Raw genomic sequence first — 19,848 nt, 5'->3', positions numbered from 1 at the left:
GGATCGCGAGATTGTCGAGCGACATCAGCGTTCCCTCCTTCGGGATCACGTAATCGATGACCACGTCGTTTTGCGCCTCGCGCGCCCGATTGTGCGCCTGGAAACTATCGCCCGACCATCCAACCGCGAGACAAATGTCGCCGCTGGCGAGCGCGTTGATATATTCGGAGGAATGAAATTTCTTCACGTTCCGCCGGGCCACCCCGAGGAGATCGGCGGCGCGCTTAAGATCGTTTTGATTGCGGGAATCGGGATTGAGCCGCAAATATTGCAGGGCGACGGAAAAGAGATCTTCCGGGCTATCGAGCACATAGACCCCGCAATCGACGAATTTCTTCAAGATCTCCGGCCGGAAGACGACGTCCCAGGAATTGGGGGTCTCCCCGCCGAGCCTTTCCCTGGCTTTCTCGACGTCATAGGCGAGGCCCGTCGTGAACCACATATAGTTGATGGCGTATTGATTGCCCGGATCATAGGCGGCGAGGCGGCCCATCACCTCCGGCCATAGGTTCTTGAGGTTTTTGAGCTTGGCCTTATCGAGCTTCTGGTAGAGCCCGGCGGCGATCTGTCTTTGAAGAAACGGACCCGAGGGGACCACAACGTCATAGCCGGTCTTGCCGGCGAGCAGGCGGGTCTCGAGCACCTCGTTCGAATCATAGGTGTCATAGACGACCTTGACGCCCGTTTCCTTGGTAAATTCCTCAATGACCTTTGGATCGATATAATCGCTCCAATTATAGACGTTGACGACTCTCTCTTGCGCGATCGCGCCGCCGGCGAGCCAAAGCCACAAAGCGCAAATCAAGACGCCAAAGGATCTCATTCGAACCCTATCCGCCAACATTGTTTTAGATCATTTTGTCTTATGGCCAGGATAAGGGAACTTGCCCGAACGGACAATTGCGTAGAACGTCCATAGTCGCGCACTGGAAGCACGAAGGGAAACATTATGCATGTCGACATCAAGGCCGCCGAAGCGGCCATCGAGGCCGCCCGCAAGCGGGCGGTCGAGCTCAACACCAAAATGTGCATCGCCATCGTCGATTCGGGCGCCAATCTCAAGGCCTTCTATCGCATGGACGACGCCTGGGTCGGGAGCATAGACATTGCGATCAAGAAGGCTAAGACGGCGGTCTTCTTCGGCATGCCGACCGGCTTGATCGGCCAGCTGTCCCAGCCGGGCGGCTCGCTCTTCGGCATCGAGCATTCCAATGAAGGCCTCATCACCTTTCCCGGCGGCTTGCCGATCGTCGATCATGAGGGCGTCCTCGTCGGCGCGATCGGCGTCAGCGGCAGCTCTGTCGAGAACGATCACGCGGTCGCGCAGGCGGGCGTCGTCCCGATCGGCGTAAGCGATCTTCCCGAGCATCCTTGGCGGACGTGAACCGGGCGCATTTCCTCCTGCCGGGTTCGCCGCCCGCTTTCGACGCGGATCCATGACGGCGAACCTAAATCTCCCCCTGAAGAGCCTTCTCGTTCTCGGCGGCGCGCGCTCCGGCAAGAGCCGCTACGCGCAAAAGCTCGCGGAGGCGTCCAACCGCCTCCCCGTCTTGATTGCGACGGCTCAGGCGCATGACGACGAGATGGCGCAGCGCATCGCCCGGCATGTCGCCGCGCGCGACGCTCGGTGGCGCGTCGTCGAGGAGCCGGCCGCCGTCGCCGCCGCCTTGCTCCGCGAGGCGGGGCCTGAGCGCCTTCTCGTCGTCGATTGCGCGACGCTCTGGCTTAGCAATCTGCTCCTCAGCGGCGATGATCTCGAAGCCGCGAGCAAAGAACTCGCGCAAATCGTCGGGCGACTCGCCGGACCCGTCGTTTTCGTCTCGAACGAGGTCGGCCTCGGGATCGTCCCCGACAATGCGCTCGCGCGACGTTTCCGCGACGCGCAAGGCTGGCTGAACCAGGCGCTCGCGGCGGCTTGCGACGGCGTCGTGTTGGTCAGCGCCGGCCTCGCGCGGCGGATCAAGCCGGCGCCGGAGCCAGACATCCAATTCTGAGCCCACGTCCTTACGGTCGCATTGCCGGCGCTCGGCGAAAGCCGCCTGCGCTGAAACTTGCTTGCGGAGAAATTTGCAAAACTGAGTGCGAAGGAATAATGACCGTTTTCTAGGTAAAATTTCTTCTATTACAGGATAGTTGTGTGAAACAGCCCGCGTCGCCCCACCTTCGCCGGCTCGAAGCGGAGGCGATCTTCATCCTGCGGGAGGTCGTCGCGGAATTCGAGCGACCGGTGATGCTTTATTCCATCGGCAAAGACTCTAGCGTCATGCTGCATTTGGCGCAGAAGGCCTTCTTCCCGTCCAAGCCGCCCTTCCCCCTTCTTCACGTCGACACGACCTGGAAGTTTCGCGAGATGATCAGCTTTCGCGACGCGGCGGCGCAGCGCGTGGGCATGGAGCTTCTCGTCCATATCAACGAGGAGGGCGTGAAGCGCGGCGTCTCGCCGGTGGCCTCGGGCTCTTCCGTCCACACCCAGGTCATGAAGACCGAAGGACTGCGCCAGGCGCTCGACAAATGGCGCTTCGACGCGGCCTTCGGCGGCGCAAGGCGCGACGAGGAGAAAAGCCGCGCCAAGGAGCGCATCTTCTCGCATCGCTCCACGACCCACGCCTGGGACCCGCGCAATCAGCGCCCGGAACTCTGGCGCCTGTTCAACACGAGGATCAAACCCGGCGAATCCATGCGGGTTTTCCCCTTGTCGAATTGGACCGAGCTCGACGTGTGGGACTATGTCGCTGCCGAGGAGATTCCCGTCGTGCCACTCTATCTCGCCAAGGAGCGTCCCGTCGTCACCCGCGACGGCGCCCTCATCATGGTGGACGACGAGCGCCTGCCTCTCGCCCCGGGCGAGGTTCCGCGCATGGAAAAAATCCGCTTTCGCACGCTCGGCTGCTATCCGCTCACCGGCGCGATCCGCTCCGAGGCGCAAACAATCCCCGAGATCATCGCCGAAATGCGGGCCTCGACGACTTCCGAGCGGGAAGGCCGCCTGATCGACCATGACGAGTCGGGCTCCATGGAAAAGAAGAAACGCGAAGGTTATTTCTGATGCTGGAGCTTGCGCAGGCCTCGTCCAAAGCCTCCCTTGCGACACAGGCGGAGCAGGCTCCCGCTTTGGCGACGCTGCGGCTCATCACCTGCGGCTCTGTCGATGATGGGAAATCGACCTTGATTGGGCGCCTGCTCTTCGAGCAAAGCCTTATTCTCGACGATCAGCTCGCAGCGCTCGAGCGCGACTCCCGTCGCCACGGAACCGACGGCGAAAATATCGACTTCGCCCTCCTCGTCGACGGGCTCGAGGCTGAGCGCGAGCAAGGCATCACGATCGACGTCGCCTATCGCTATGTCTCGACCAAGCGGCGCTCCTTCATCATCGCCGACACGCCGGGCCATGAGCAATATACCCGCAACATGGCGACCGCCGCCTCCAGCGCCGATCTCGCGATTCTGCTAGTCGACGCCCGCAAAGGGCTTTTGACCCAGACCTGCCGCCACGCCGCGATCGTTTCCATGCTCGGCATCCGGCATGTCGTCCTAGCCGTCAACAAGATCGACCTGACCGGGTTCGACGCCGAGGGTTTCGCCAAGATCGTCGCCGATTTCAGAGCCTTCGCCGAGCCGCTCGGGTTCAAGACGCTCGTTCCGATCCCGATCTCGGCGCGCCATGGCGACAATGTTTCGCAGCGAAGCGCCAACACGCCCTGGCACCGCGGCCCCGTCCTCCTCGAGCATCTCGAATCGATCGAGGTCGCGGAAGACAATAGCGGCCAGCCCTTCCGCTTCGCGGTGCAATGGGTCAACCGGCCGCATCTCGACTTTCGCGGGTTTTCGGGCGAGATCTCAAGCGGGTCGGTTCGGCCGGGCGACGAGATCGTGGCGGCGGGCTCCGGCCGCGCCTCCCGAGTCGCGCGCATCGTCACCGCCGATGGCGACCTCCCCATCGCCGAAGCCGGCGACGCGGTCACCCTGACGCTCGCCGACGAGCTCGACATCGCCCGCGGCGACGTCCTGTGCGACCCCAAGCATCGGCCCGAGGTCTCGGATCAATTCTCCGCCAATCTGATCTGGATGAGCGACGACAAGCTGCTGCCGGGTCGCTCCTATCTGATGAAGGCCGGCGCCCGGACCGTTCCGGTCACGGTGACCGAACTCAAGCATCGCATCGACGTGAACACGCTCGGGGAGCTCCCGGCGCGCACCTTGAGCCTCAACGAGGTCGGCCTGTGCAATCTCGCGACCACGACGCCGATCGCTTTCGATCCTTATAAGGCGAACCGCTCTACAGGCGCCTTCATCCTCATCGACCGCGCCACCAACGCCACCGCCGCCGCTGGGCTCATCCTCCATGGGCTCAGGCGCGCCACCAATATTCATCGCCAAGGCCTGAACATCGCCAAGATCGACCGAGCCAGGCTGAAAAACCAAAAGGCGGCGGCGCTCTGGTTCACCGGGCTCTCCGGCTCGGGCAAGTCGACCATCGCCAATCTGGTCGAATCGCGCCTTTATGGGCGGGGAGTCCATACGGTCCTGCTCGATGGCGACAATGTTCGGCATGGGCTCAACAAGGACCTCGGCTTCACCGAGGTCGACCGGGTCGAGAACATCCGCCGCGTGGGCGAGGTGACAAAGCTGATGACCGAGGCCGGGCTTATCGCGCTTTGCGCCTTCATCTCACCGTTCCGCGCCGAGCGGCGGCTCGTGCGAGAGCTTCTGGACGAGGGCGAGTTCATCGAAATTTTCGTCGATGCGCCGATCGAGGACTGCATCGCGCGCGATCCCAAGGGTCTCTACAAGAAGGCGATCGCCGGCGAGATCAAGAACTTCACCGGGATCGACCAGAGCTATGAGCCGCCGCAAGATCCGGAGCTGATCGTCGGTCGCGACGGCCAGACCGCCGAGCAGGCCGCGGCCAAGATCATCGCCTTGCTGGTCGAGCGCGGCTTCATCGACAAGATCGACGATCTCGGCGACGACTGGTCGATCTAGCGTGATTTGAAAACGCCGCTCCTCATCATGAGGCGCTCATCCGCACTAAATGGCGTCTCGAAGAACGAAGCGAGCGTTTAAGCTGACGGCCTCGTGGTTCGAGACGGCCCTTCAAAGTCGGCCCTGTCAGACTTCGGGCAATTTTTAGAAACTGAACTCGGCTACAGCCGGGATCAGTGGGCCTTGTCGCCATGAAGCCTTTGAAGCCCTGCGCTGACGGATCGGAATTGATCTCTATCGCCATGCGACGTGTGGCGGCGCACAGATGCTGCGTCCAGATAGCTTTATGAGCGACATCCGAACGAGCGCCGTTCTCTGCGCAAATTCAAAAAGAATAGCCTCCAGCGGGGCCTTGAAATATTGCCCCGCTATTCTCATATTGTTTTTATCGAACTAGAAACTATTAAACGTTTGATTAGCTTTAATATTTCGCTCTCTCAAAGTTGATATGAGCACCGATATTAAGTGATTCCTCGCGGATCTTTGCGTAAGCTCTTTTTAAGCGGCAAATAATTGCCACGATAAGAACCGCTGTCGGCTCTCACTGAAAAATATCCTTCGAATATTGAACGACATGAGCGCGCTTCCAGCCGAGTTCATGTCTCGGCAAGGTTGAATTGCGCGATCATGGCCACGAAAATCCTTCTCAAGCGCGCCTTGGGCCCAACCTTGGGTCGGACCTTGAACACAGCTGCTCGGCTTCAGCCGGGGGCGCGGCGCCGCAAGCTCATCCTTCTTTATCATTCCGTCGGCGGCGGCCCGTGGGCGACGCCGGAAGCCGCATTCCGCCGGCAAATGAGCTGGCTCGCCGATCACGCGAAGATCGTCTCGCTTCCGCAATTGCTCGAGGATCGGCTCGACCATCCGTTTCAGGCGGCGGTCACTTTCGACGACGGCTATGCGAGCCTGCGCGACAAAGCTCTTCCTATCCTGCGCGACGTCGGGGCGACGGCAAGCGTCTTTCTCAATACCGGCTGCCTCGCGGACCAATCGCGCAATCCGTCCGATCTGGCTCTCGGGCATTATCCGCAAGAGTTTTTCCTCTCTTGGCGCGACATCGAGACGCTCGCCTCCGAGGCTTGGACGATCGGGGCTCATGGGGTCGACCATATCGATCTGTCAGCCGCCTCGGCCGCCTCGATCGAGGCTCAGCTCTGCGGCTCGAAGGCGGCGATCGAGTCGCGGATCGGGCCGGCCGAATTCTTCGCCTACCCTTGGGGTCGGCACAATGAAGCGACGCGCCGCGCGGCCAAGCAGGCCGGATACCGGTTCGCTTTGTCCTGCGATCACGGCCCGGTTGGGCAAGGTTTCGATCCTTGGGCCGCGCCGCGCGTCAATATCGCGAACGACTACAGCCTGAGCGACTTCGCCGCGGTGGCGACAGGGGATTGGGACTATTTGGGCTGGGTGCACAAGTGGGGAAGACGCAAATGAAGATTTTGCTCAACGCCGTTTCCATCAAGGAAGGCGGGGCCACGGTCGTCCTTTTGAAGCGGCTCGCCAGCCTGCGCCGATTGCGCCCGGACATCGAATGGATTGTCGTCGCCAACGCCAACGCGAGGTTCGACCCGACGCCGGATCCCAAGGTCACGTGGATCCTGACCTCATGGATCGACAAATCGGCCGTGCACGCCTTCTTCTGGTATGAATTCGTGCTGCCGTCCCTCGTCCGCGAGCACCGGCCGGATCTCGTCTTTTCGCAGACGAATTTTCTTCCTTTGCAAAGGCTTCCCTGCCCGACCTTGCTGCTCGTGCAGCACGCCGGCTATTATTCCGAGGCGTTCAAGGGCCTGATGAAGGACTGGAAGGGCTCTCTGCTCGCCGGAGCGATTTGGGCGCTGAGAAGCGCATGGGTGCGCCATTCCGTGCGCGCGGCGACATCCGTCACGGTTCAAACCCGCGCCCTGGCGGAGGCGATCGACGCCTGCGGCAATAGACGCGCGGACGACCTATCGCTGATCGCGGAAGGACCAGGCCTCGCGCAGCCGCTCGACGCGCCGCGCGCGCATGAACGCCCGGATGTTTTCCGCATTGGCTATGTCACGAATTGGGGCGTCCAGAAAAATTTTACGACCTTGTTCCACGCGGCCCGCAGCCTTCGCGACTCCGGCCGACGCTTTAAGATCGTGCTGACTCTCTCCGAGCAAGATCCCCGCTGCCAAGGAATTTTTGCCGCGGCTCGCGAGATCGGGGTCGAAAATCTCATCGAAAATCACGGACTCGTCAGCCAGGATAAAATCGCGGAGATTTATGACGGCCTCGACATTTTCGCCTTTCCTTCGCTTTGCGAGTCGTTTGGCCTTCCGATGATCGAAGCCATGGCGCATGGCCTGCCCATCGTGGTCGCGGCGACGCCCGAAAATATCGAGATGACGCAGGACGCCGGCCTGAGCTTCGCGCCCATGGACGCGACGGAGCTTGCGACGCATCTCGCGAAGCTGATCGACGACGACGAGGAACGCGCCAAAAGGGGAGAACTCAGCCTTGCGCGGAGCCGCGACTTCTCCTGGGAGACGACGGCCGAGCAGACAATTCGCGCCTTCGAACAGACGCTCGAAAAGGCGGATCGCGCGGCCCAGCGCCCGGATCTCTCGCCAACGCCTGCTTTCGGCGAAAACGCCGCAAGTCTCTTTCCGACCTTTGGGCGCGCCGCGCCGAGAACGCCTGCAAGTCCGTCCGCCGCGCTTTCGCGACGGGCGGCCATGAGCGCGAATTATCAAATGAGCGAATTCGTTCCCCCGAAATGAATCGAGGCGGCCGCTGGGACCGCCGCGTTCAAGGCCTTCGGCAAGGCGTGCCGAGGCCCCGACGGATCCATTTCATGACTAAAACTTATGAGCGCGATCCATTTTGTTGATCCAAAATAAGATGCGAGCGGAAACAAGACACTTAATCTTCCATATTACGCCTTGGCGGCGAATTCATGCTTGCCAGGGCGCTGGACCAGGGCCAGGATGAACGCAGACTCGCCCGAAGCAAGCCGGGTATTCTTGGCTGTTCTCTTGGCCTCAACCTGCGCCTGGATCATGACTCCTTCCTCCATCCCAGCGAAGAAAGAGAACCGCGCGCTCGCGCCTTTGATCGGCGTCGCGATTTTCGTCCTAATTGGAGTCGCCGTCACCGGGATCATCGAGCAAAGAAGCCTGCAGACCAACGGCTCCGTGACCAGCAGCGCCCTCCTGGGGGAATGGCGGACGGCCGATGGCGCGGCGCGGCTCCTGTTTCGCCCCGACAAGACGCTTTCCATGTCCGGCGCGGCCGGCCAGTCCGGGTCCGAAGACGGCGAATATGAGCTGCAATCGGCAGGGGTCGTGCTGGTCAATCTGAAAAACGGCAAGCGCTTCGCCGCGCATTTCAGGGAATTCACGCCCAATCAATTCGATCTCGTGGACGCGGAAACCCAAGGAGTTCGGGTGTTCGCGAAGGTTTCCGGCGGCTGAAGACGCTCTTAGAGCGCGGGTCACGCCGCGAGCAGCAAAGCGACGCCCAGAACAATCAAGGCGATCGCGCCGAGTTCGCGCCATGACGGCGCCTGCTTGAAGATTCTGCGCGTGACGATCTGCGCGAAAACGACCTCGACGAGCCCTAATGCGCGCACGCGCGCGGCTGTCTCGAGGGCGAGGGCCAAAAACCACAATTGAGAAGCGCAAGCCCCCATGAGCCCGGCGAACAATGAAGGACGCCAAGCTACAAGCAGGTTTTTCAGCAGCGGCCTGTCGAAAAGGGCGAGATGGCCGATGATCAGCGCGGACTGAATGAGGAGAGCCAGAACCAAAATGGTCGAGGCGCCCAGCAGAAAACTCGGGCCGCCTAGGGCGAGGATCCCGGCGCGATAGCCGACGGCCGACAGGGCGAAGCCGGCGGCGGCGCCGAGGCCAAGCGCCGCGGGGCGCAGCCCGGCGTTGTCCCGCTCGTCCCGAGCTTTCGAACCTTTGGGCCATGATAGGAGGACCACGCCAATCGTCGCGACGATAATCGCGAGCGCCCCGAGCGCGCTGACGCGGTCGCCAAGCGCGATCAAGCCGAACAGGGCGACGAGAATAGGCTCCGTCTTGGTATAGGCGATGGTCGCCACGAAGGATCGGTCGCGCATGGCCGCGAGCATCGATCCGGTCGCAAGGATTTGCGCGACGGCGCCGAGCGCGGTCAGGGCGAATGCCACGAGCGAGATCGGATCGGGCGGATGGCCGCTGGCCAAACACGCCCCCGCCAGAAAGACGGCGGCGAAGGGCAGCCCGTAAAGAAAGCGCACATAGGTCGCGCCGGCCAACCCTACCGTTTCGACGAGCTCGCGCTGCATTGCGTTGCGCGAGGTCTGCGCTCCGGCGGCCGCAATGGTGAAAACGGCCCAAAGCCCCGAATTCGGGACGATCATCTGCGCCTTTCCGAGATAAGCCGGCCCCCGGCGCGCCGTTTGAGATGCGGCGGCCGCTCCACGCCGACGCCTGCGCAAGCTGGGGATAATTCGCAAGGAAGCGTTTCGCGCTTTCGTCCAAAAGCGATGTGCTTTAGAGCTAGGCGCGTTTCGATTGGATGGAATCGCCCAATCGAGAAGAACTCGCTCCCGATCAATAAGCTGGAGCCTGCTCTTTTGAGGCGTCGGACATTATTCGATCTCTAAATGTCGAAAAAGTCGATCGCCTTTTTCGCGGCCACGCGGGGATGAAACGCCGAGAAAGACGCCTTGTCCTGTGGTCTGGACAAGAAAGAGGCCGCTTGTTTGCACAAGCGGCCCAAGTCAAGGGAGGAAACGCCCAAGGAGGGCATCGGCGACAAGATCATTGCCGCACCGCAATAATATGCACGTGCAGCGCACAAAACGCAAGGCCTACTGACCTATTTTTTTCGGCCGCGATAAAGCCCGGTTAAGGCTATGTTTTTTCGCTCTTTTTACTTAAATTGCCAAGTCTGAACGAACCGCTGCGGCGTTTTGCGTCAGCCTGCTCGAACCCGACCCTACAGAAATGCCCTGTCCTTCATGGCGTTCGTCCATCGATCGGCCTACCAGATTCGACGGAAACGCCATTCGGCTCAGGAAAGGCCGCTCATGACAGCCGTAGATTTCGCAGCCTTCGTCGAGAGGCTCGGCGACGTCGCCAGCGATATGCTTCTCCCTTTCTTTCGGACCGCGCTCTCCGCCCGTGACAAGAATATCGGCGGAAGCTTCGATCCGGTGACCGAAGCGGATCACGCGGCGGAAACGGCGATGCGGCGGCTGATCGAGAGGACATTTCCGCATCACGGCGTCATCGGTGAAGAGTTCGGCTCAGTGAGGAGCGACGCCGAATATGTCTGGGTGCTCGATCCGATCGACGGCACCAAGAGCTTCATCGCCGGCTTGCCCATCTGGGGCAGCTTGATCGGCCTGTTGCACAATGGGCGGCCGACCTATGGCATGATGGTTCAGCCCTTCACGCAAGAGCGGTTCATCGGCGACGGCGCAGGGGCGGTCTGGCGCGGCCCAGGACACGACCATAAGATCATCGAGCGCAAGCTGACGGCCAGATCTTGCGAGGATCTCGGCAAAGCCACATTGCTCACCACTTCGCCCAGCCTCTACGCCGAGCCGCAACTCGAGGCATTCCGTCGGGTCGAGGCCCAGACGCGTCTGTCGCGTTATAGCGGCGACTGCTACGCCTTCGCCATGCTCGCCGCCGGCCATGTCGATTGCGTGATCGAGTCCGGGCTTAAGACCTATGACATCGCGCCGCTGATTCCGATCATCGAAGGAGCGGGCGGCGTCGTGACCGATTGGAAGGGCGGCGACGCGACGGGAGGCGGCGATGTCGTCGCCTGCGGCGACCGAAAGCTTCACGAGCAAGCCCTGAAGCTCTTGCGGGGCTAGCGGCCAGCCAAGGAGCCGAGATTTCGGACGCCGGCGAACCGGCGCCCGAAGGCAAAGCCCTGCTCAGTCCAGCGCCCGCAGGATGCTTTCGGCCATTTTCTTGGCGTCGCCGAAGAGCATCAACGTATTGTCGCGGAAGAACAATTCGTTCTCCACGCCGGCGTAGCCAGATCCCAAGCCCCGCTTGACGAAGAGCACGGTCTTGGCCTCCTCGACGTCGAGGATCGGCATGCCGTAGATCGGCGAGGACGGATCGGTCTTGGCGGCCGGATTGGTGACGTCATTCGCGCCGATGACCAGGGCTACGTCGGCCTCGCTGAACTCCGGATTGATTTCCTTCAGTTCGAAGACTTCGTCATAAGGCACATTGGCCTCGGCGAGCAGGACGTTCATATGGCCCGGCATGCGGCCGGCGACCGGATGGATCGCATATTTGACCTCGACGCCCTTCTTTTTCAGCACGTCGGCGATCTCGCGCAAGGCGTGCTGGGCCTGGGCGACGGCCAGGCCATAGCCCGGCACGACGATCACCTTCTTGGCCTTGCCGAGCAGCTTGGCGGCTTCTTCGGCCGAACCCTGCTTGACTTGACGGGTCTCGGCGGCGCCAGCCTCCTTCGGGGCGACTTCGCCGCCGAAGCCGCCGAGAATGACGGATACGAAGCCGCGGTTCATGCCTTTGCACATGACATAGGACAGAATCGCGCCGGACGAGCCAACAAGCGCGCCGGTGATGATCAGGGCCAGATTGCCAAGCGTGAAGCCGACCGCCGCCGCCGCCCAACCCGAATAGGAATTGAGCATCGAGATCACGACCGGCATGTCCGCGCCGCCGATCGGAATGATCAGCAGGACGCCGAGCGCCAGCGCGACCAGGACAATGAGCCAAAAGACAAAATGAGCCTCGGTCGCCGAGAAGGCGATGGCGAAGATCAGGAGCAGAATGCCGAGGCCGATATTGATCGCATGGCGGTTGGCGATCAGAATCGGGCGGCCGGTCATCTTATCGTCGAGCTTCAGATAAGCGATCACCGAGCCGGTGAAAGTGATCGCGCCGATCGCGGCGCCGATCGCCATTTCGATCAGGCTGCCGGCGTGGATGGCGTCCGGGGCGCCGAGGCCAAAGGCTTGCGGCGCATTGAGCGCGCTCGCCGCGACGAACACGGCGGCGAGGCCGACCAGAGCATGGAACAGCGCGACGAGTTGAGGCATCGCCGTCATCTGGATGGTGCGCGCCCTCCAAATGCCGATCGCCGCGCCGATCCCGATGCTGATCAGCACCAAGACAAAGGACCCGAAGCCGGCAGGCAAATGATAGAGAAGCGTCGTCAGGACGGCGACCGCCATGCCAATCACGCCATAGCGATTGCCCTGGCGCGCCGTTTCCGGCGAGGAGAGGCCGCGCAAGGCCAGAATGAAAAGCACGCCCGAAGCGAGATAGAGCAGAGCCGCGAGATTGGCGTTCATCGGTTCAGCCCTTCTTCTTGAACATGGAGAGCATGCGCTGGGTGACGAGGAAGCCGCCGAAAATATTCACCGAGGCGAGGATGAGGGCGATGAAGCCATAGAAGCGGGACGCTCCAGCTCCGTCATCTTCACTCTGCCCGACGGCGACGCTGGCCGAAATCAGGGCCCCGACCACAATCACCGAGGAAATCGCATTGGTGACGGACATAAGCGGCGTATGCAGGGACGGCGTGACCGACCAGACGACATAATAGCCGACGAAAACGGCGAGCGCGAAGATCGCGAGCCGGAAAACGAAGGGATCGATCGCCCCGCCGCTCGCCGCCGCAGCGCCGACTGCGAGCTGATCGGCCAGCGCCTGCGCGCTTTCGGCGGCCTTCTGCGCCGCGCTAGCTGCCGCCTGCAGCTTGTCGAGCGCTGTTTGGTCGATTCCCGTAGCCATGGCGTCTCCCTCCTCAGTGGACTTGTGTCGGTTTGCGCGCGCGGTTCAGGACGCGGCTTGAAAGCTCGGATGCGCCAGCGCCCCGTCTTTCGTCAGCAAGGTCGCCTTGACGAGCTCGTCGTCCCAATTGATCGCCAGCGCGCCGGACTCGGCGTCGACCAGCGTCTCGACGAAGGCCAAGAGATTTTTGGCGTAGAGCGCCGATGCGCTGGCCGGCAGGCGACCGGCGAAATTCAAATGGCCGATGATGGTCACGCCATTCTCGGTGACGTTGGTCTCGCCCGGCTTGGTCAGCTCGCAATTTCCGCCGCGCTCGGCCGCGAGATCGACGATGATCGAGCCCGGCCGCATCGAGCGAACATTGTCCGCCGTGATCAGGACCGGCGCCTTGCGACCCGGGATCAGCGCGGTCGTGACGATAATGTCCTGGGCGGCGATATGGGAGGCGAGAAGCTCGGCCTGCTTCGCCTTATATTCTGCCGACATTTCCTTGGCGTAGCCGCCTGCCGTCTCCGCCTGGGCGAATTCCTCGTCCTCGACCGCGATGAATTTGGCGCCGAGCGAGAGCACCTGCTCTTTCGTGGCCGGGCGGACGTCCGTCGCCGTCACGATGCCGCCCAGCCGTCGCGCCGTCGCGATCGCCTGAAGGCCCGCGACGCCAACGCCCATGATGAAGATTTTCGCGGGCGGGATCGTGCCTGCGGCCGTCGTCATCATCGGAATGGCGCGGCCGAATGCGGCGGCGGCGTCAATGACGGCCCGGTAGCCCGCGAGATTGGCCTGGCTCGAAAGCACGTCGAGGGATTGCGCCCGCGTGATCCGCGGCATCAGCTCCATCGCGAAGGCCGAGACGCCCTCGGCGGCGAGAGACTGCAGCGCGTCCACATGACCATGCGGATCAAGAATGGCGATGACCGCTGCGCCCGGCAGAGCGCCGGAAAGGTCTTCCGCGTTCGGGCGGCGGACGCGCAAAATAATATCGGCGTCCTGCACCGCGGCCTGAGCATAGGGCGCGATCGTCGCGCCGGCCTCGGCATAGGCCTCGTCCGGGATGCCGGACTTCAGTCCGGCGCCGGTCTCGACCGAGACTTTGGCGCCGAGCCCCATCAGGCTTTTCACGGTGTCCGGGGTCGCCGCGACGCGGGTTTCGCCAGGATCAGTTTCAGCGGGAACAGCAATGCGCATGCTTAACTCCGAAAAGATCGTCGAACCTGAAAGGGATCGGGTCTTGTCGGGTCAGGCCTCGGCTCAGGCCGATCCGACGAACGCAAAGCATTTACGCACGGAAATCAACCCAGAAAGAAGGCCATCAAAGCGAGGAGGACGGCGACGCCAATGGCCGTATATTTCACCAGCTGCAGAAACATCCGATAGGTTCTGACATGTTCGGCGAAATCCGGGTCGGTCGGACCTGCGGAGTGAGCGTGATCATCGGCCATTGCGCCTGCCTCTTCTGCGGAGCTGCATGGCGCCAAGCTTTCGCAATGATTCTTCCTCCTTGCAAGGGGGGAGCGCAACGAAAGCGCGAAAATCTTGTGCGGCGAGACGCCTAATTTCTGGTCTTTCGGCGACTGCAACCCGCAGCCTTGCGGCGAGCGCCGCGTTAGCAAAAACCTAAATTGTTAACAAAGGCCTTGCGCCAGAGCCGCCGCCCGAAAGCGCGCGTTCTCCGCGATCAACCTGCGGGAACGCGGTCACACGTTTGACGTTTAAGCGATTTCTTATCGGCTGCATGTATCTCTTCGGTCCGATGGCGCGTCAGGCGGGCAGATCGAGCCCTTCGGCGACGAGCGCGGCGGACTGCCGTTCGGTCAGCGCCTCCTGAGAAAAAGCGCCGATCGTCTCATTGAATAGGCGATGAAAGTTGAGCCGCGCGTCGAGACGCAGAAAGGCCCCGCCGAGACCGATCGCGGCGCGGTCCATGAACACGAACTCCCGCGGCGCCCGAACCGGCCCTTTTTTCTTCAAGGCCTGATGGACCTGAAACGCCTCTCGGCGGCCATATTGTCCTGGGGCGACGCCATCCGCCACGGTGCGCACGCGGTCTTCGAGGAGCGGGGCGTAAATGAACCGCGCCCAGACATTCAAAATTTCCGCGAGCTCCCTGCTAAGATTTTGGAAGCCCCAAGTCTCATAGGCGTGCATGACGCGAGCGAAATCATCGTGAAGCAAGCCTTCATAGAGATCGATCACGCCGCCGACGAATTTGGGCGAGAAAATCCGAATGCAGCCGTAGTCCAGCAGATTGATCCCGCCAATAGCGCGGGCGTCCTTATCCGAGCCGTTCGATGCGGTGATAACGGTGTAATTGCCGAGATGCGGATCGCCGTGGATCACCCCGAAACGGCTGAACGGGACCCACCAGGCCTTGAAAATCGCGCGGGCGATGTCGTTGCGCGCGCTTTCCTCCGCCTGCTCGAAGCTGGGGAGCTTCTCGCCTTCGAGCCAATCCATGGTGAGAAGCCGCGCCGTCGAAAGTTCAAGCCGCACGCTGGGCACGCGGATCTCTTCAAACGGCGCCAGGATCCGGCGATAGAGCGCGGCATGCTTGGCTTCGCGGGCATAGTCGAGCTCCTCCCGGATTCGGTCCGCGATTTCCTCAGCCACCTCCCTCGTGTCGATCGCCGGATTCATGCGCCGATGCAGGGCGAACAGCACGCCAAGCTGGCTCAAGTCGGCCTCGACCGCCGAGCTCATGTCGGGATATTGCAATTTGCAGGCGAGTGGCGCGCCGTCCGCGCCGCTCGCGCGATGGACCTGGCCGAGCGACGCCGCCGCGGCCGGATGGTGATCGAAGGCGCCAAAACGCGATCGCCAATCCGGACCGAGCTCCGCCTGCATCCGCCGCTTGACGAAAGCCGCCCCCATCGGCGGCGCCTCGCATTGGAGCTTTAGGAATTCGTCGGCATATTCAGCGGGCAGCAGATCGGGAATGGTAGCCATCATCTGCGCGACCTTCATCATCGGGCCCTTGAGCCCACCGAGCGCGCGCGCTAGGGCCGCCGCATTTCCGGATTGAGCGTCCCCCGCGCCGAGGAGCCGCGCGCCCGCGATGCGGGCCGCCGCGCCGCCGACATTCGCGCCGACTCGGGCGTAGCGCGCGGCCCGGGCGGAAAAGCGATTGCCTTCGTCATCCTTCATGCGCTCGGCCGTGCTGGATCGCGATGCTTTTTTAAAGGGGAGGAAACAGGCTCTGCTCGTGGACGCCGATCGAATCTCGCCGAATTGGACGTCACGCGGTTCAGCCGGGCTGGGCTTGGCCCGCCTCTGACCTGCGCTATGGCCTCAAGCGTCGTCAAGCTCCGCGTCGTCGAAAACCGGCGACCGCGCGAGGGGAGCCTTGACCTTCACCAAATCATCCTCGACGGACTCGGTCGCGAAGCCGAGTTCATGGGCCATTTGCAGCATCACGTAATTGTCCCGTAAAATCATGCCCGTGACTGCTTCTAGCCCGCGCCGGCGCGCGCTGCGGAGAACTTCCGTCATCAGCAAATAACCGAGGCCATGCTGCTTGAGATCGGCGCGCACCATAATATCGAATTCGGCTGTCGTCTCGGCCTCGGGATTCTTCTCGAGATGGACGACGCCGAGAATCTCTTCCCGGCCCGCCTCGGGCGGCGTCAAGACCGCGAGCGCGAATTCCTGCTTCGGATCGAGATGCGCCAGGCGATGGGCCATATCCTCCGCGAAGCCGCGCATGGCGCCGAAGCATCGGAAATGAATGTCTTCCTGCGACGCGCGCGCGAACATTTCGCGCAAAAGCGGCTCATCGTCAGGACCGAGCTCCCGGAGAACATAATGTTCCCTGTCCCGGAGCGTCACGACGCGGGCCGCCTGGCGGCCGCCCTCGGCGTCGGCTTGTGACGTGAATGAACCGGCGGTTTTGGTCGATGAAGACATGCGCCCTCTTGCTGATCGCGATCGCGCCCCGACCCGTGGGTTCGCCCGGCTAGGGCGCACTTAAGATGGGGACGCGCCGGGCAATTCGCAAAAGCGCGATGACGGCACGCGCGACGAACGGCGACGGCCGCAGCCATCTTTGCCGCATCGGATGGGTTCTGTCGGCCCCATTGAGCCAGCCGTCGGTGCGCGCGGAAACTCGAGACTGGCCCGCGTTAGATCAGCGCTTCATTTCGAGATAATGACAGATCGCCTGGGTTCGATTGCGCACGTCCAGCTTTCCGAACAAATTACGCAGATGGAACTTGATCGTATTGATCGAGACGCCGAACTCCCTCGCGAGTTGGGCGTTGCTTTGCCCGGATTCGAGCGCGGCGAGTAGATCGCGCTCCCTGTGCGTCAGGCCAGCCAAGGGATCAGAGCGGCCCTTTTGGATGTCAACGAAGGGGAACACCATATCGCCGGCAGCCACCGACGCGAAGACCTCAAGCAGCCGTTCGGGCGGCGACAGTTTGCTGACGAAGCCGGCCCCGCCGAGCCGCAAGGTGTCGGCGGGCGCGCTTGGATCCTTGGTGCCGCTATAGACGACGATCTTGGGCGCTTCGGGACGTTTCGAGAGCGCGTGCAAGACGTCTCGCGCGTGCAGTAACGGCAATTCCCAGCCGATCACGCCGAGCGCTATGGGCAAGCGTCCGATCTTGCTGAGAAAGCGCTCGCCGTCAGTGGCGCTCAACAGGAGATTGAAGCGCTTGTCGCGCGTGAGCAGATTCTCCAGCGCGTTGAGAACCATGGGATTTTTGTCGGCGATGGCGACATTGACCGGAAAGATGGCCTGCGAGCGCACTTCGTCGCTCGAGTTAACCGCGCAGAATTCGCCTTGAGCCAAGCTCGAAGGATTATCGTTGACAGGCGCGCGATTATTGTTAAGAGAAATCCCCATGGTTTTCGACCTGCGTCGAGATGCCGCAGGCAAACCATCGATGGTCCGGATCCGCCCAGCTTCGGTGCTCGTCGAAAGCTCCTGGACCAAAGTCTCCTCCCACGGCTCTACTGCAACTGGGCTGGGGTGATTTGGACGGCGCGCGCGGCCGAGCGGGCGCAATTATATATGCGTGCGCAGGAGCTGTCGGGACGGCCCCATAGTCGTTTTTGAGCGATTTGGGGAACAAACTGCATCCCAACTCGTCTTCGTTACTACGCGCACCAAAATAGCCCACGCTTATCGCGAGGACAGCGGCATGTTTGCGCGCTGGAACCCATCAGCGCATTTGGCCAAAGCGCTCTTCTTTTCGTTCGGCGCTAAGCCGATCTCAAAAATGATGCGTTCCAGGGCTCGCTTAGCTTTGGACCAACAATTCAGCCATTTGGTCCGTCCGGCGCGTTCTCGGACGCGCCGCTAAGTTCATCAGTCGGTCAGGACCCAACGCCCGAAGAAATAAAGCGCCACCGCACCGCCGATCGCAATCGCAGCGCCGAGCGGAGTCGTCAGATATCCGAGCAAGTCCAGAATTGCACCCATCACCTTCCTCCTTAGATTATTACTTCATGCCTCAAAGACTCATCACACCGTCAACCGATCTAGCAGGGCATGGGTTTAAGATGAGGCGGACTTGAATACTAGGAACCTACTTGCCCAATCGGCATTGCAGGCAGGACATTTCCTCGCGATGAATAGATTGTGCGCCCGAGCCATTCTCATAAAATTGTTGAGGAAAAGCCTAGACGCAGACCATTCATCTTTCGATTTGCCCTTATAAAAGCAATTCTAAGCCTCGGTCAAGCGGCACTTGCGCGACCGCCCTCGCAAAATGGACCGCCGGCGCAAAGTTCGGACAGGCCCCAAGACCGGTCAAGCATCCGCTGCGATGACATGGAAAAAGCTTCCGCTGGCGCGCCCGCGCCGGCTTCCGTCTGGGCATTCGGCGCCGCCATGCGCGTCGCGGACGAAAGCGAAGGGCGCGTCCGGCGCGCCAGGGGAATCGCTCGTTGCATAGTGGAATTCGTGGCCGCGCAAGCGCGCGCCGGCTGGCGCCAGCGGGTGCGCCGCCGCCATTCGCGCGCTGCGATAGCCAAGACGCAGCTCTCGCTTAGCAAAGCTGAACGACGCGCCGAGCAGCCCCGCCATTCGGTGGGCGCGGCCCTCCTTGTCGGTGAGGGATTGCCCGAGAACCATATAACCGCCGCATTCGCCGTGAACGGGCCGGTCTCGGACAAAATGACGCAGGCCTTCGAAAAAGGACGTCGCCGCCGCGAGCCGCCCGGCATGAAGCTCGGGATAGCCGCCGGGAAGCCAGCAGAGGTCGCAATCTTCTGGGGGACGTTCATCGGCGAGGGGCGAGAAAAAGCGCAGCTCCGCTCCGGCGGCCCGCCATCCCGCGACGATATGGGGGTAAACGAAGGTGAAAGCCTCGTCGCGCGCGATCGCGATTCGCTGCCCCGGCGGCGCCAGGAAAGGCGCCTCCGCCAAGGTTTCGGTCGAACCGGCGCGCGCGCGGCGCAAGATCGCGTCGGAATCGATATGCCGGCCGACGAAATCCGCGATCGCATCGAGCCGCCGGTCGAGATCCTCCGTCTCCTCCGCCTGGACGAGCCCGAGATGCCGTTCCGGCAAGCGGATGCTTTCGGCGCGCGGCAAGGCGCCGAGCACGTCGAATCCCGAAGCCTCGATCGCGTCGGTCGCAAGCCGGCGATGCCTCTCGCCGGCGACGCGGTTCAAGACGACGCCGCCGATGCGAAGGCGCGGGTCGTAGAGCCCGCATCCCTTGACGATCGCCGCCGCCGTCTGCGCCTGTCCGGCGACGTCCACGACGAGAAGGACAGGCCAGCCGAGCATCGCTGCAACGTCGGCAGACGATCCGGTCCGTCCGGGCGCGCCTGGCGCGCCGTCGAAAAGGCCCATGGACGCCTCGCAAAGAACGAGATCTCGGTCTGTCCCAGCCGCGCGGGCCAGAGCGGCGAGCAGCGAGGGGGCCATCGCCCAACTGTCCAAATTATAGCTCGGCGCGCCGGTGGCGGCTCTGTGGAAAGCCGGATCGATATAATCTGGCCCGCATTTGGCGCCGCCGACGCGCAGGCCGGCCTTCGTGAAGCTCCGCATCAGGCCGAGCGTCAACATCGTCTTGCCGCCGCCCGATCGCGGCGCCGCGACGACGAGCCCACGTGCTAATTTAGATGAATAGGGAGTCGCCGAGTTCGACAAGGAACGTTCCGTTCG

The 19,848-nt window shown here is 62.2% G+C and carries 19 protein-coding genes (1 of these 19 only partly in view); 8 read left to right on the top strand and 11 right to left on the bottom strand.

What is annotated here, in order from left to right:
• Positions 1 to 823, bottom strand: partial view of a polyamine ABC transporter substrate-binding protein gene (locus METAC_RS0116495; RefSeq protein ID WP_036255678.1) — the 5' portion only. The gene continues 266 nt to the left of window position 1, outside the view; the window shows 823 of its 1,089 coding nt (coding positions 1–823); the start codon lies at positions 821 to 823; its stop codon lies off the left edge, out of view.
• A 126-nt stretch (positions 824 to 949) separates the two neighbouring features.
• Here METAC_RS0116495 and METAC_RS0116490 point away from each other — a divergent pair, with 126 nt between their 5' ends.
• The 6 genes from METAC_RS0116490 to METAC_RS0116465 all read left to right on the top strand — a co-directional run bounded on the left by METAC_RS0116490 (position 950) and on the right by METAC_RS0116465 (position 7,730).
• Positions 950 to 1,384 (top strand): GlcG/HbpS family heme-binding protein, encoded by a 435-nt coding sequence (locus METAC_RS0116490; RefSeq protein ID WP_026607894.1) that lies wholly within the window; start codon positions 950 to 952, stop codon positions 1,382 to 1,384.
• 52 nt (positions 1,385 to 1,436) lie between these two features.
• Positions 1,437 to 1,994 (top strand): bifunctional adenosylcobinamide kinase/adenosylcobinamide-phosphate guanylyltransferase, encoded by a 558-nt coding sequence (gene cobU / locus METAC_RS0116485; RefSeq protein ID WP_026607893.1) that lies wholly within the window; start codon positions 1,437 to 1,439, stop codon positions 1,992 to 1,994.
• Positions 1,995 to 2,137: 143 nt separating this feature from the next.
• Positions 2,138 to 3,046, top strand: a complete 909-nt coding sequence (gene cysD / locus METAC_RS0116480) for a sulfate adenylyltransferase subunit CysD (RefSeq protein ID WP_026607892.1) — start codon at positions 2,138 to 2,140, stop codon at positions 3,044 to 3,046.
• On the top strand, positions 3,046 to 4,983 hold the full coding sequence (gene cysN, locus METAC_RS0116475; RefSeq protein WP_026607891.1) for a sulfate adenylyltransferase subunit CysN: 1,938 nt from the start codon (positions 3,046 to 3,048) through the stop codon (positions 4,981 to 4,983). Before cysD ends, cysN begins: the two co-directional genes overlap by 1 nt.
• 627 nt (positions 4,984 to 5,610) lie before the next feature.
• The gene (locus tag METAC_RS0116470; protein WP_026607890.1) at positions 5,611 to 6,417 is read left to right on the top strand and encodes a polysaccharide deacetylase family protein; all 807 of its coding nucleotides are present in this window, start codon (positions 5,611 to 5,613) and stop codon (positions 6,415 to 6,417) included.
• A complete protein-coding gene (locus tag METAC_RS0116465) occupies positions 6,414 to 7,730 on the top strand; it encodes a glycosyltransferase (RefSeq protein WP_026607889.1) in 1,317 nt (438 codons plus the stop codon). The genes METAC_RS0116470 and METAC_RS0116465 overlap by 4 nt, the downstream gene beginning before the upstream one ends.
• A gap of 155 nt (positions 7,731 to 7,885) precedes the next feature.
• Here the strand turns inward: METAC_RS0116465 and METAC_RS27320 are convergent, their stop codons facing one another.
• The gene (locus METAC_RS27320; RefSeq protein WP_280643007.1) at positions 7,886 to 8,011 is read right to left on the bottom strand and encodes a hypothetical protein; all 126 of its coding nucleotides are present in this window, start codon (positions 8,009 to 8,011) and stop codon (positions 7,886 to 7,888) included.
• On the opposite strand from METAC_RS27320, the gene METAC_RS0116455 reads away from it, so the two are divergent.
• Complete coding sequence (locus tag METAC_RS0116455) at positions 8,010 to 8,423, top strand: hypothetical protein (protein ID WP_026607888.1); 414 nt, start codon at positions 8,010 to 8,012, stop codon at positions 8,421 to 8,423. The genes METAC_RS27320 and METAC_RS0116455 overlap by 2 nt on opposite strands.
• A gap of 20 nt (positions 8,424 to 8,443) precedes the next feature.
• On the opposite strand, the gene METAC_RS0116450 is transcribed toward METAC_RS0116455, so the two are convergent.
• Entirely contained in the window at positions 8,444 to 9,358 is a 915-nt protein-coding gene (locus tag METAC_RS0116450) for an EamA family transporter (RefSeq protein WP_342446951.1), read from the bottom strand.
• Between the two features lie 672 nt (positions 9,359 to 10,030).
• Between METAC_RS0116450 and hisN the strand changes: the two genes are divergently transcribed.
• The gene (hisN, locus tag METAC_RS0116440) at positions 10,031 to 10,828 is read left to right on the top strand and encodes a histidinol-phosphatase (RefSeq protein ID WP_026607886.1); all 798 of its coding nucleotides are present in this window, start codon (positions 10,031 to 10,033) and stop codon (positions 10,826 to 10,828) included.
• Between the two features lie 63 nt (positions 10,829 to 10,891).
• Here hisN and METAC_RS0116435 read toward each other — a convergent pair whose 3' ends face one another.
• The 8 genes from METAC_RS0116435 to METAC_RS0116390 all read right to left on the bottom strand — a co-directional run bounded on the left by METAC_RS0116435 (position 10,892) and on the right by METAC_RS0116390 (position 19,833).
• Complete coding sequence (locus METAC_RS0116435; protein ID WP_026607885.1) at positions 10,892 to 12,292, bottom strand: NAD(P)(+) transhydrogenase (Re/Si-specific) subunit beta; 1,401 nt, start codon at positions 12,290 to 12,292, stop codon at positions 10,892 to 10,894.
• A gap of 4 nt (positions 12,293 to 12,296) precedes the next feature.
• Complete coding sequence (locus tag METAC_RS0116430; RefSeq protein WP_026607884.1) at positions 12,297 to 12,734, bottom strand: proton-translocating transhydrogenase family protein; 438 nt, start codon at positions 12,732 to 12,734, stop codon at positions 12,297 to 12,299.
• Between the two features lie 45 nt (positions 12,735 to 12,779).
• Positions 12,780 to 13,919: a Re/Si-specific NAD(P)(+) transhydrogenase subunit alpha gene (locus METAC_RS0116425; protein WP_026607883.1), complete on the bottom strand. Its 1,140-nt coding sequence runs from the start codon at positions 13,917 to 13,919 to the stop codon at positions 12,780 to 12,782.
• Between the two features lie 104 nt (positions 13,920 to 14,023).
• Positions 14,024 to 14,173, bottom strand: a complete 150-nt coding sequence (locus METAC_RS26535) for an aa3-type cytochrome c oxidase subunit IV (RefSeq protein WP_156898252.1) — start codon at positions 14,171 to 14,173, stop codon at positions 14,024 to 14,026.
• A gap of 319 nt (positions 14,174 to 14,492) precedes the next feature.
• Positions 14,493 to 15,875: an ABC1 kinase family protein gene (locus METAC_RS0116415; protein WP_026607882.1), complete on the bottom strand. Its 1,383-nt coding sequence runs from the start codon at positions 15,873 to 15,875 to the stop codon at positions 14,493 to 14,495.
• A 144-nt stretch (positions 15,876 to 16,019) separates the two neighbouring features.
• A complete protein-coding gene (locus tag METAC_RS0116405) occupies positions 16,020 to 16,634 on the bottom strand; it encodes a GNAT family N-acetyltransferase (RefSeq protein WP_026607881.1) in 615 nt (204 codons plus the stop codon).
• Positions 16,635 to 16,854: 220 nt separating this feature from the next.
• A complete protein-coding gene (locus METAC_RS0116400; protein ID WP_084143711.1) occupies positions 16,855 to 17,574 on the bottom strand; it encodes a response regulator transcription factor in 720 nt (239 codons plus the stop codon).
• 909 nt (positions 17,575 to 18,483) lie between these two features.
• Positions 18,484 to 19,833 (bottom strand): cobyrinic acid a,c-diamide synthase CobB, encoded by a 1,350-nt coding sequence (locus METAC_RS0116390; protein WP_026607879.1) that lies wholly within the window; start codon positions 19,831 to 19,833, stop codon positions 18,484 to 18,486.
• Positions 19,834 to 19,848 lie beyond the last annotated feature (15 nt).

The sequence above is a fragment of the Methylocapsa acidiphila B2 genome, from assembly GCF_000427445.1.
Taxonomy (GTDB): Bacteria; Pseudomonadota; Alphaproteobacteria; order Rhizobiales; family Beijerinckiaceae; genus Methylocapsa; species Methylocapsa acidiphila.
The sequence above is the reverse complement of the archived record's forward strand: the minus strand, read 5'-3'. Positions and strand labels throughout refer to the sequence as shown.

What these genes read in the sequence shown, in the direction of transcription:
- METAC_RS0116490 (WP_026607894.1), top strand. Translation starts at nt 950, where the DNA reads ATGCATGTCGACATCAAGGCCGCCGAAGCGGCCATCGAGGCCGCCCGC.
- cobU (WP_026607893.1), top strand. Translation starts at nt 1,437, where the DNA reads ATGACGGCGAACCTAAATCTCCCCCTGAAGAGCCTTCTCGTTCTCGGC.
- cysN (WP_026607891.1), top strand. Translation starts at nt 3,046, where the DNA reads ATGCTGGAGCTTGCGCAGGCCTCGTCCAAAGCCTCCCTTGCGACACAG.
- METAC_RS0116470 (WP_026607890.1), top strand. Translation starts at nt 5,611, where the DNA reads ATGGCCACGAAAATCCTTCTCAAGCGCGCCTTGGGCCCAACCTTGGGT.
- METAC_RS0116465 (WP_026607889.1), top strand. Translation starts at nt 6,414, where the DNA reads ATGAAGATTTTGCTCAACGCCGTTTCCATCAAGGAAGGCGGGGCCACG.
- METAC_RS0116455 (WP_026607888.1), top strand. Translation starts at nt 8,010, where the DNA reads ATGACTCCTTCCTCCATCCCAGCGAAGAAAGAGAACCGCGCGCTCGCG.
- METAC_RS27320 (WP_280643007.1), bottom strand. Translation starts at nt 8,011, where the DNA reads ATGATCCAGGCGCAGGTTGAGGCCAAGAGAACAGCCAAGAATACCCGG.
- METAC_RS0116450 (WP_342446951.1), bottom strand. Translation starts at nt 9,358, where the DNA reads ATGATCGTCCCGAATTCGGGGCTTTGGGCCGTTTTCACCATTGCGGCC.
- hisN (WP_026607886.1), top strand. Translation starts at nt 10,031, where the DNA reads ATGACAGCCGTAGATTTCGCAGCCTTCGTCGAGAGGCTCGGCGACGTC.
- METAC_RS0116435 (WP_026607885.1), bottom strand. Translation starts at nt 12,292, where the DNA reads ATGAACGCCAATCTCGCGGCTCTGCTCTATCTCGCTTCGGGCGTGCTT.
- METAC_RS0116430 (WP_026607884.1), bottom strand. Translation starts at nt 12,734, where the DNA reads ATGGCTACGGGAATCGACCAAACAGCGCTCGACAAGCTGCAGGCGGCA.
- METAC_RS0116425 (WP_026607883.1), bottom strand. Translation starts at nt 13,919, where the DNA reads ATGCGCATTGCTGTTCCCGCTGAAACTGATCCTGGCGAAACCCGCGTC.
- METAC_RS26535 (WP_156898252.1), bottom strand. Translation starts at nt 14,173, where the DNA reads ATGGCCGATGATCACGCTCACTCCGCAGGTCCGACCGACCCGGATTTC.
- METAC_RS0116415 (WP_026607882.1), bottom strand. Translation starts at nt 15,875, where the DNA reads ATGAAGGATGACGAAGGCAATCGCTTTTCCGCCCGGGCCGCGCGCTAC.
- METAC_RS0116405 (WP_026607881.1), bottom strand. Translation starts at nt 16,634, where the DNA reads ATGTCTTCATCGACCAAAACCGCCGGTTCATTCACGTCACAAGCCGAC.
- METAC_RS0116400 (WP_084143711.1), bottom strand. Translation starts at nt 17,574, where the DNA reads ATGGGGATTTCTCTTAACAATAATCGCGCGCCTGTCAACGATAATCCT.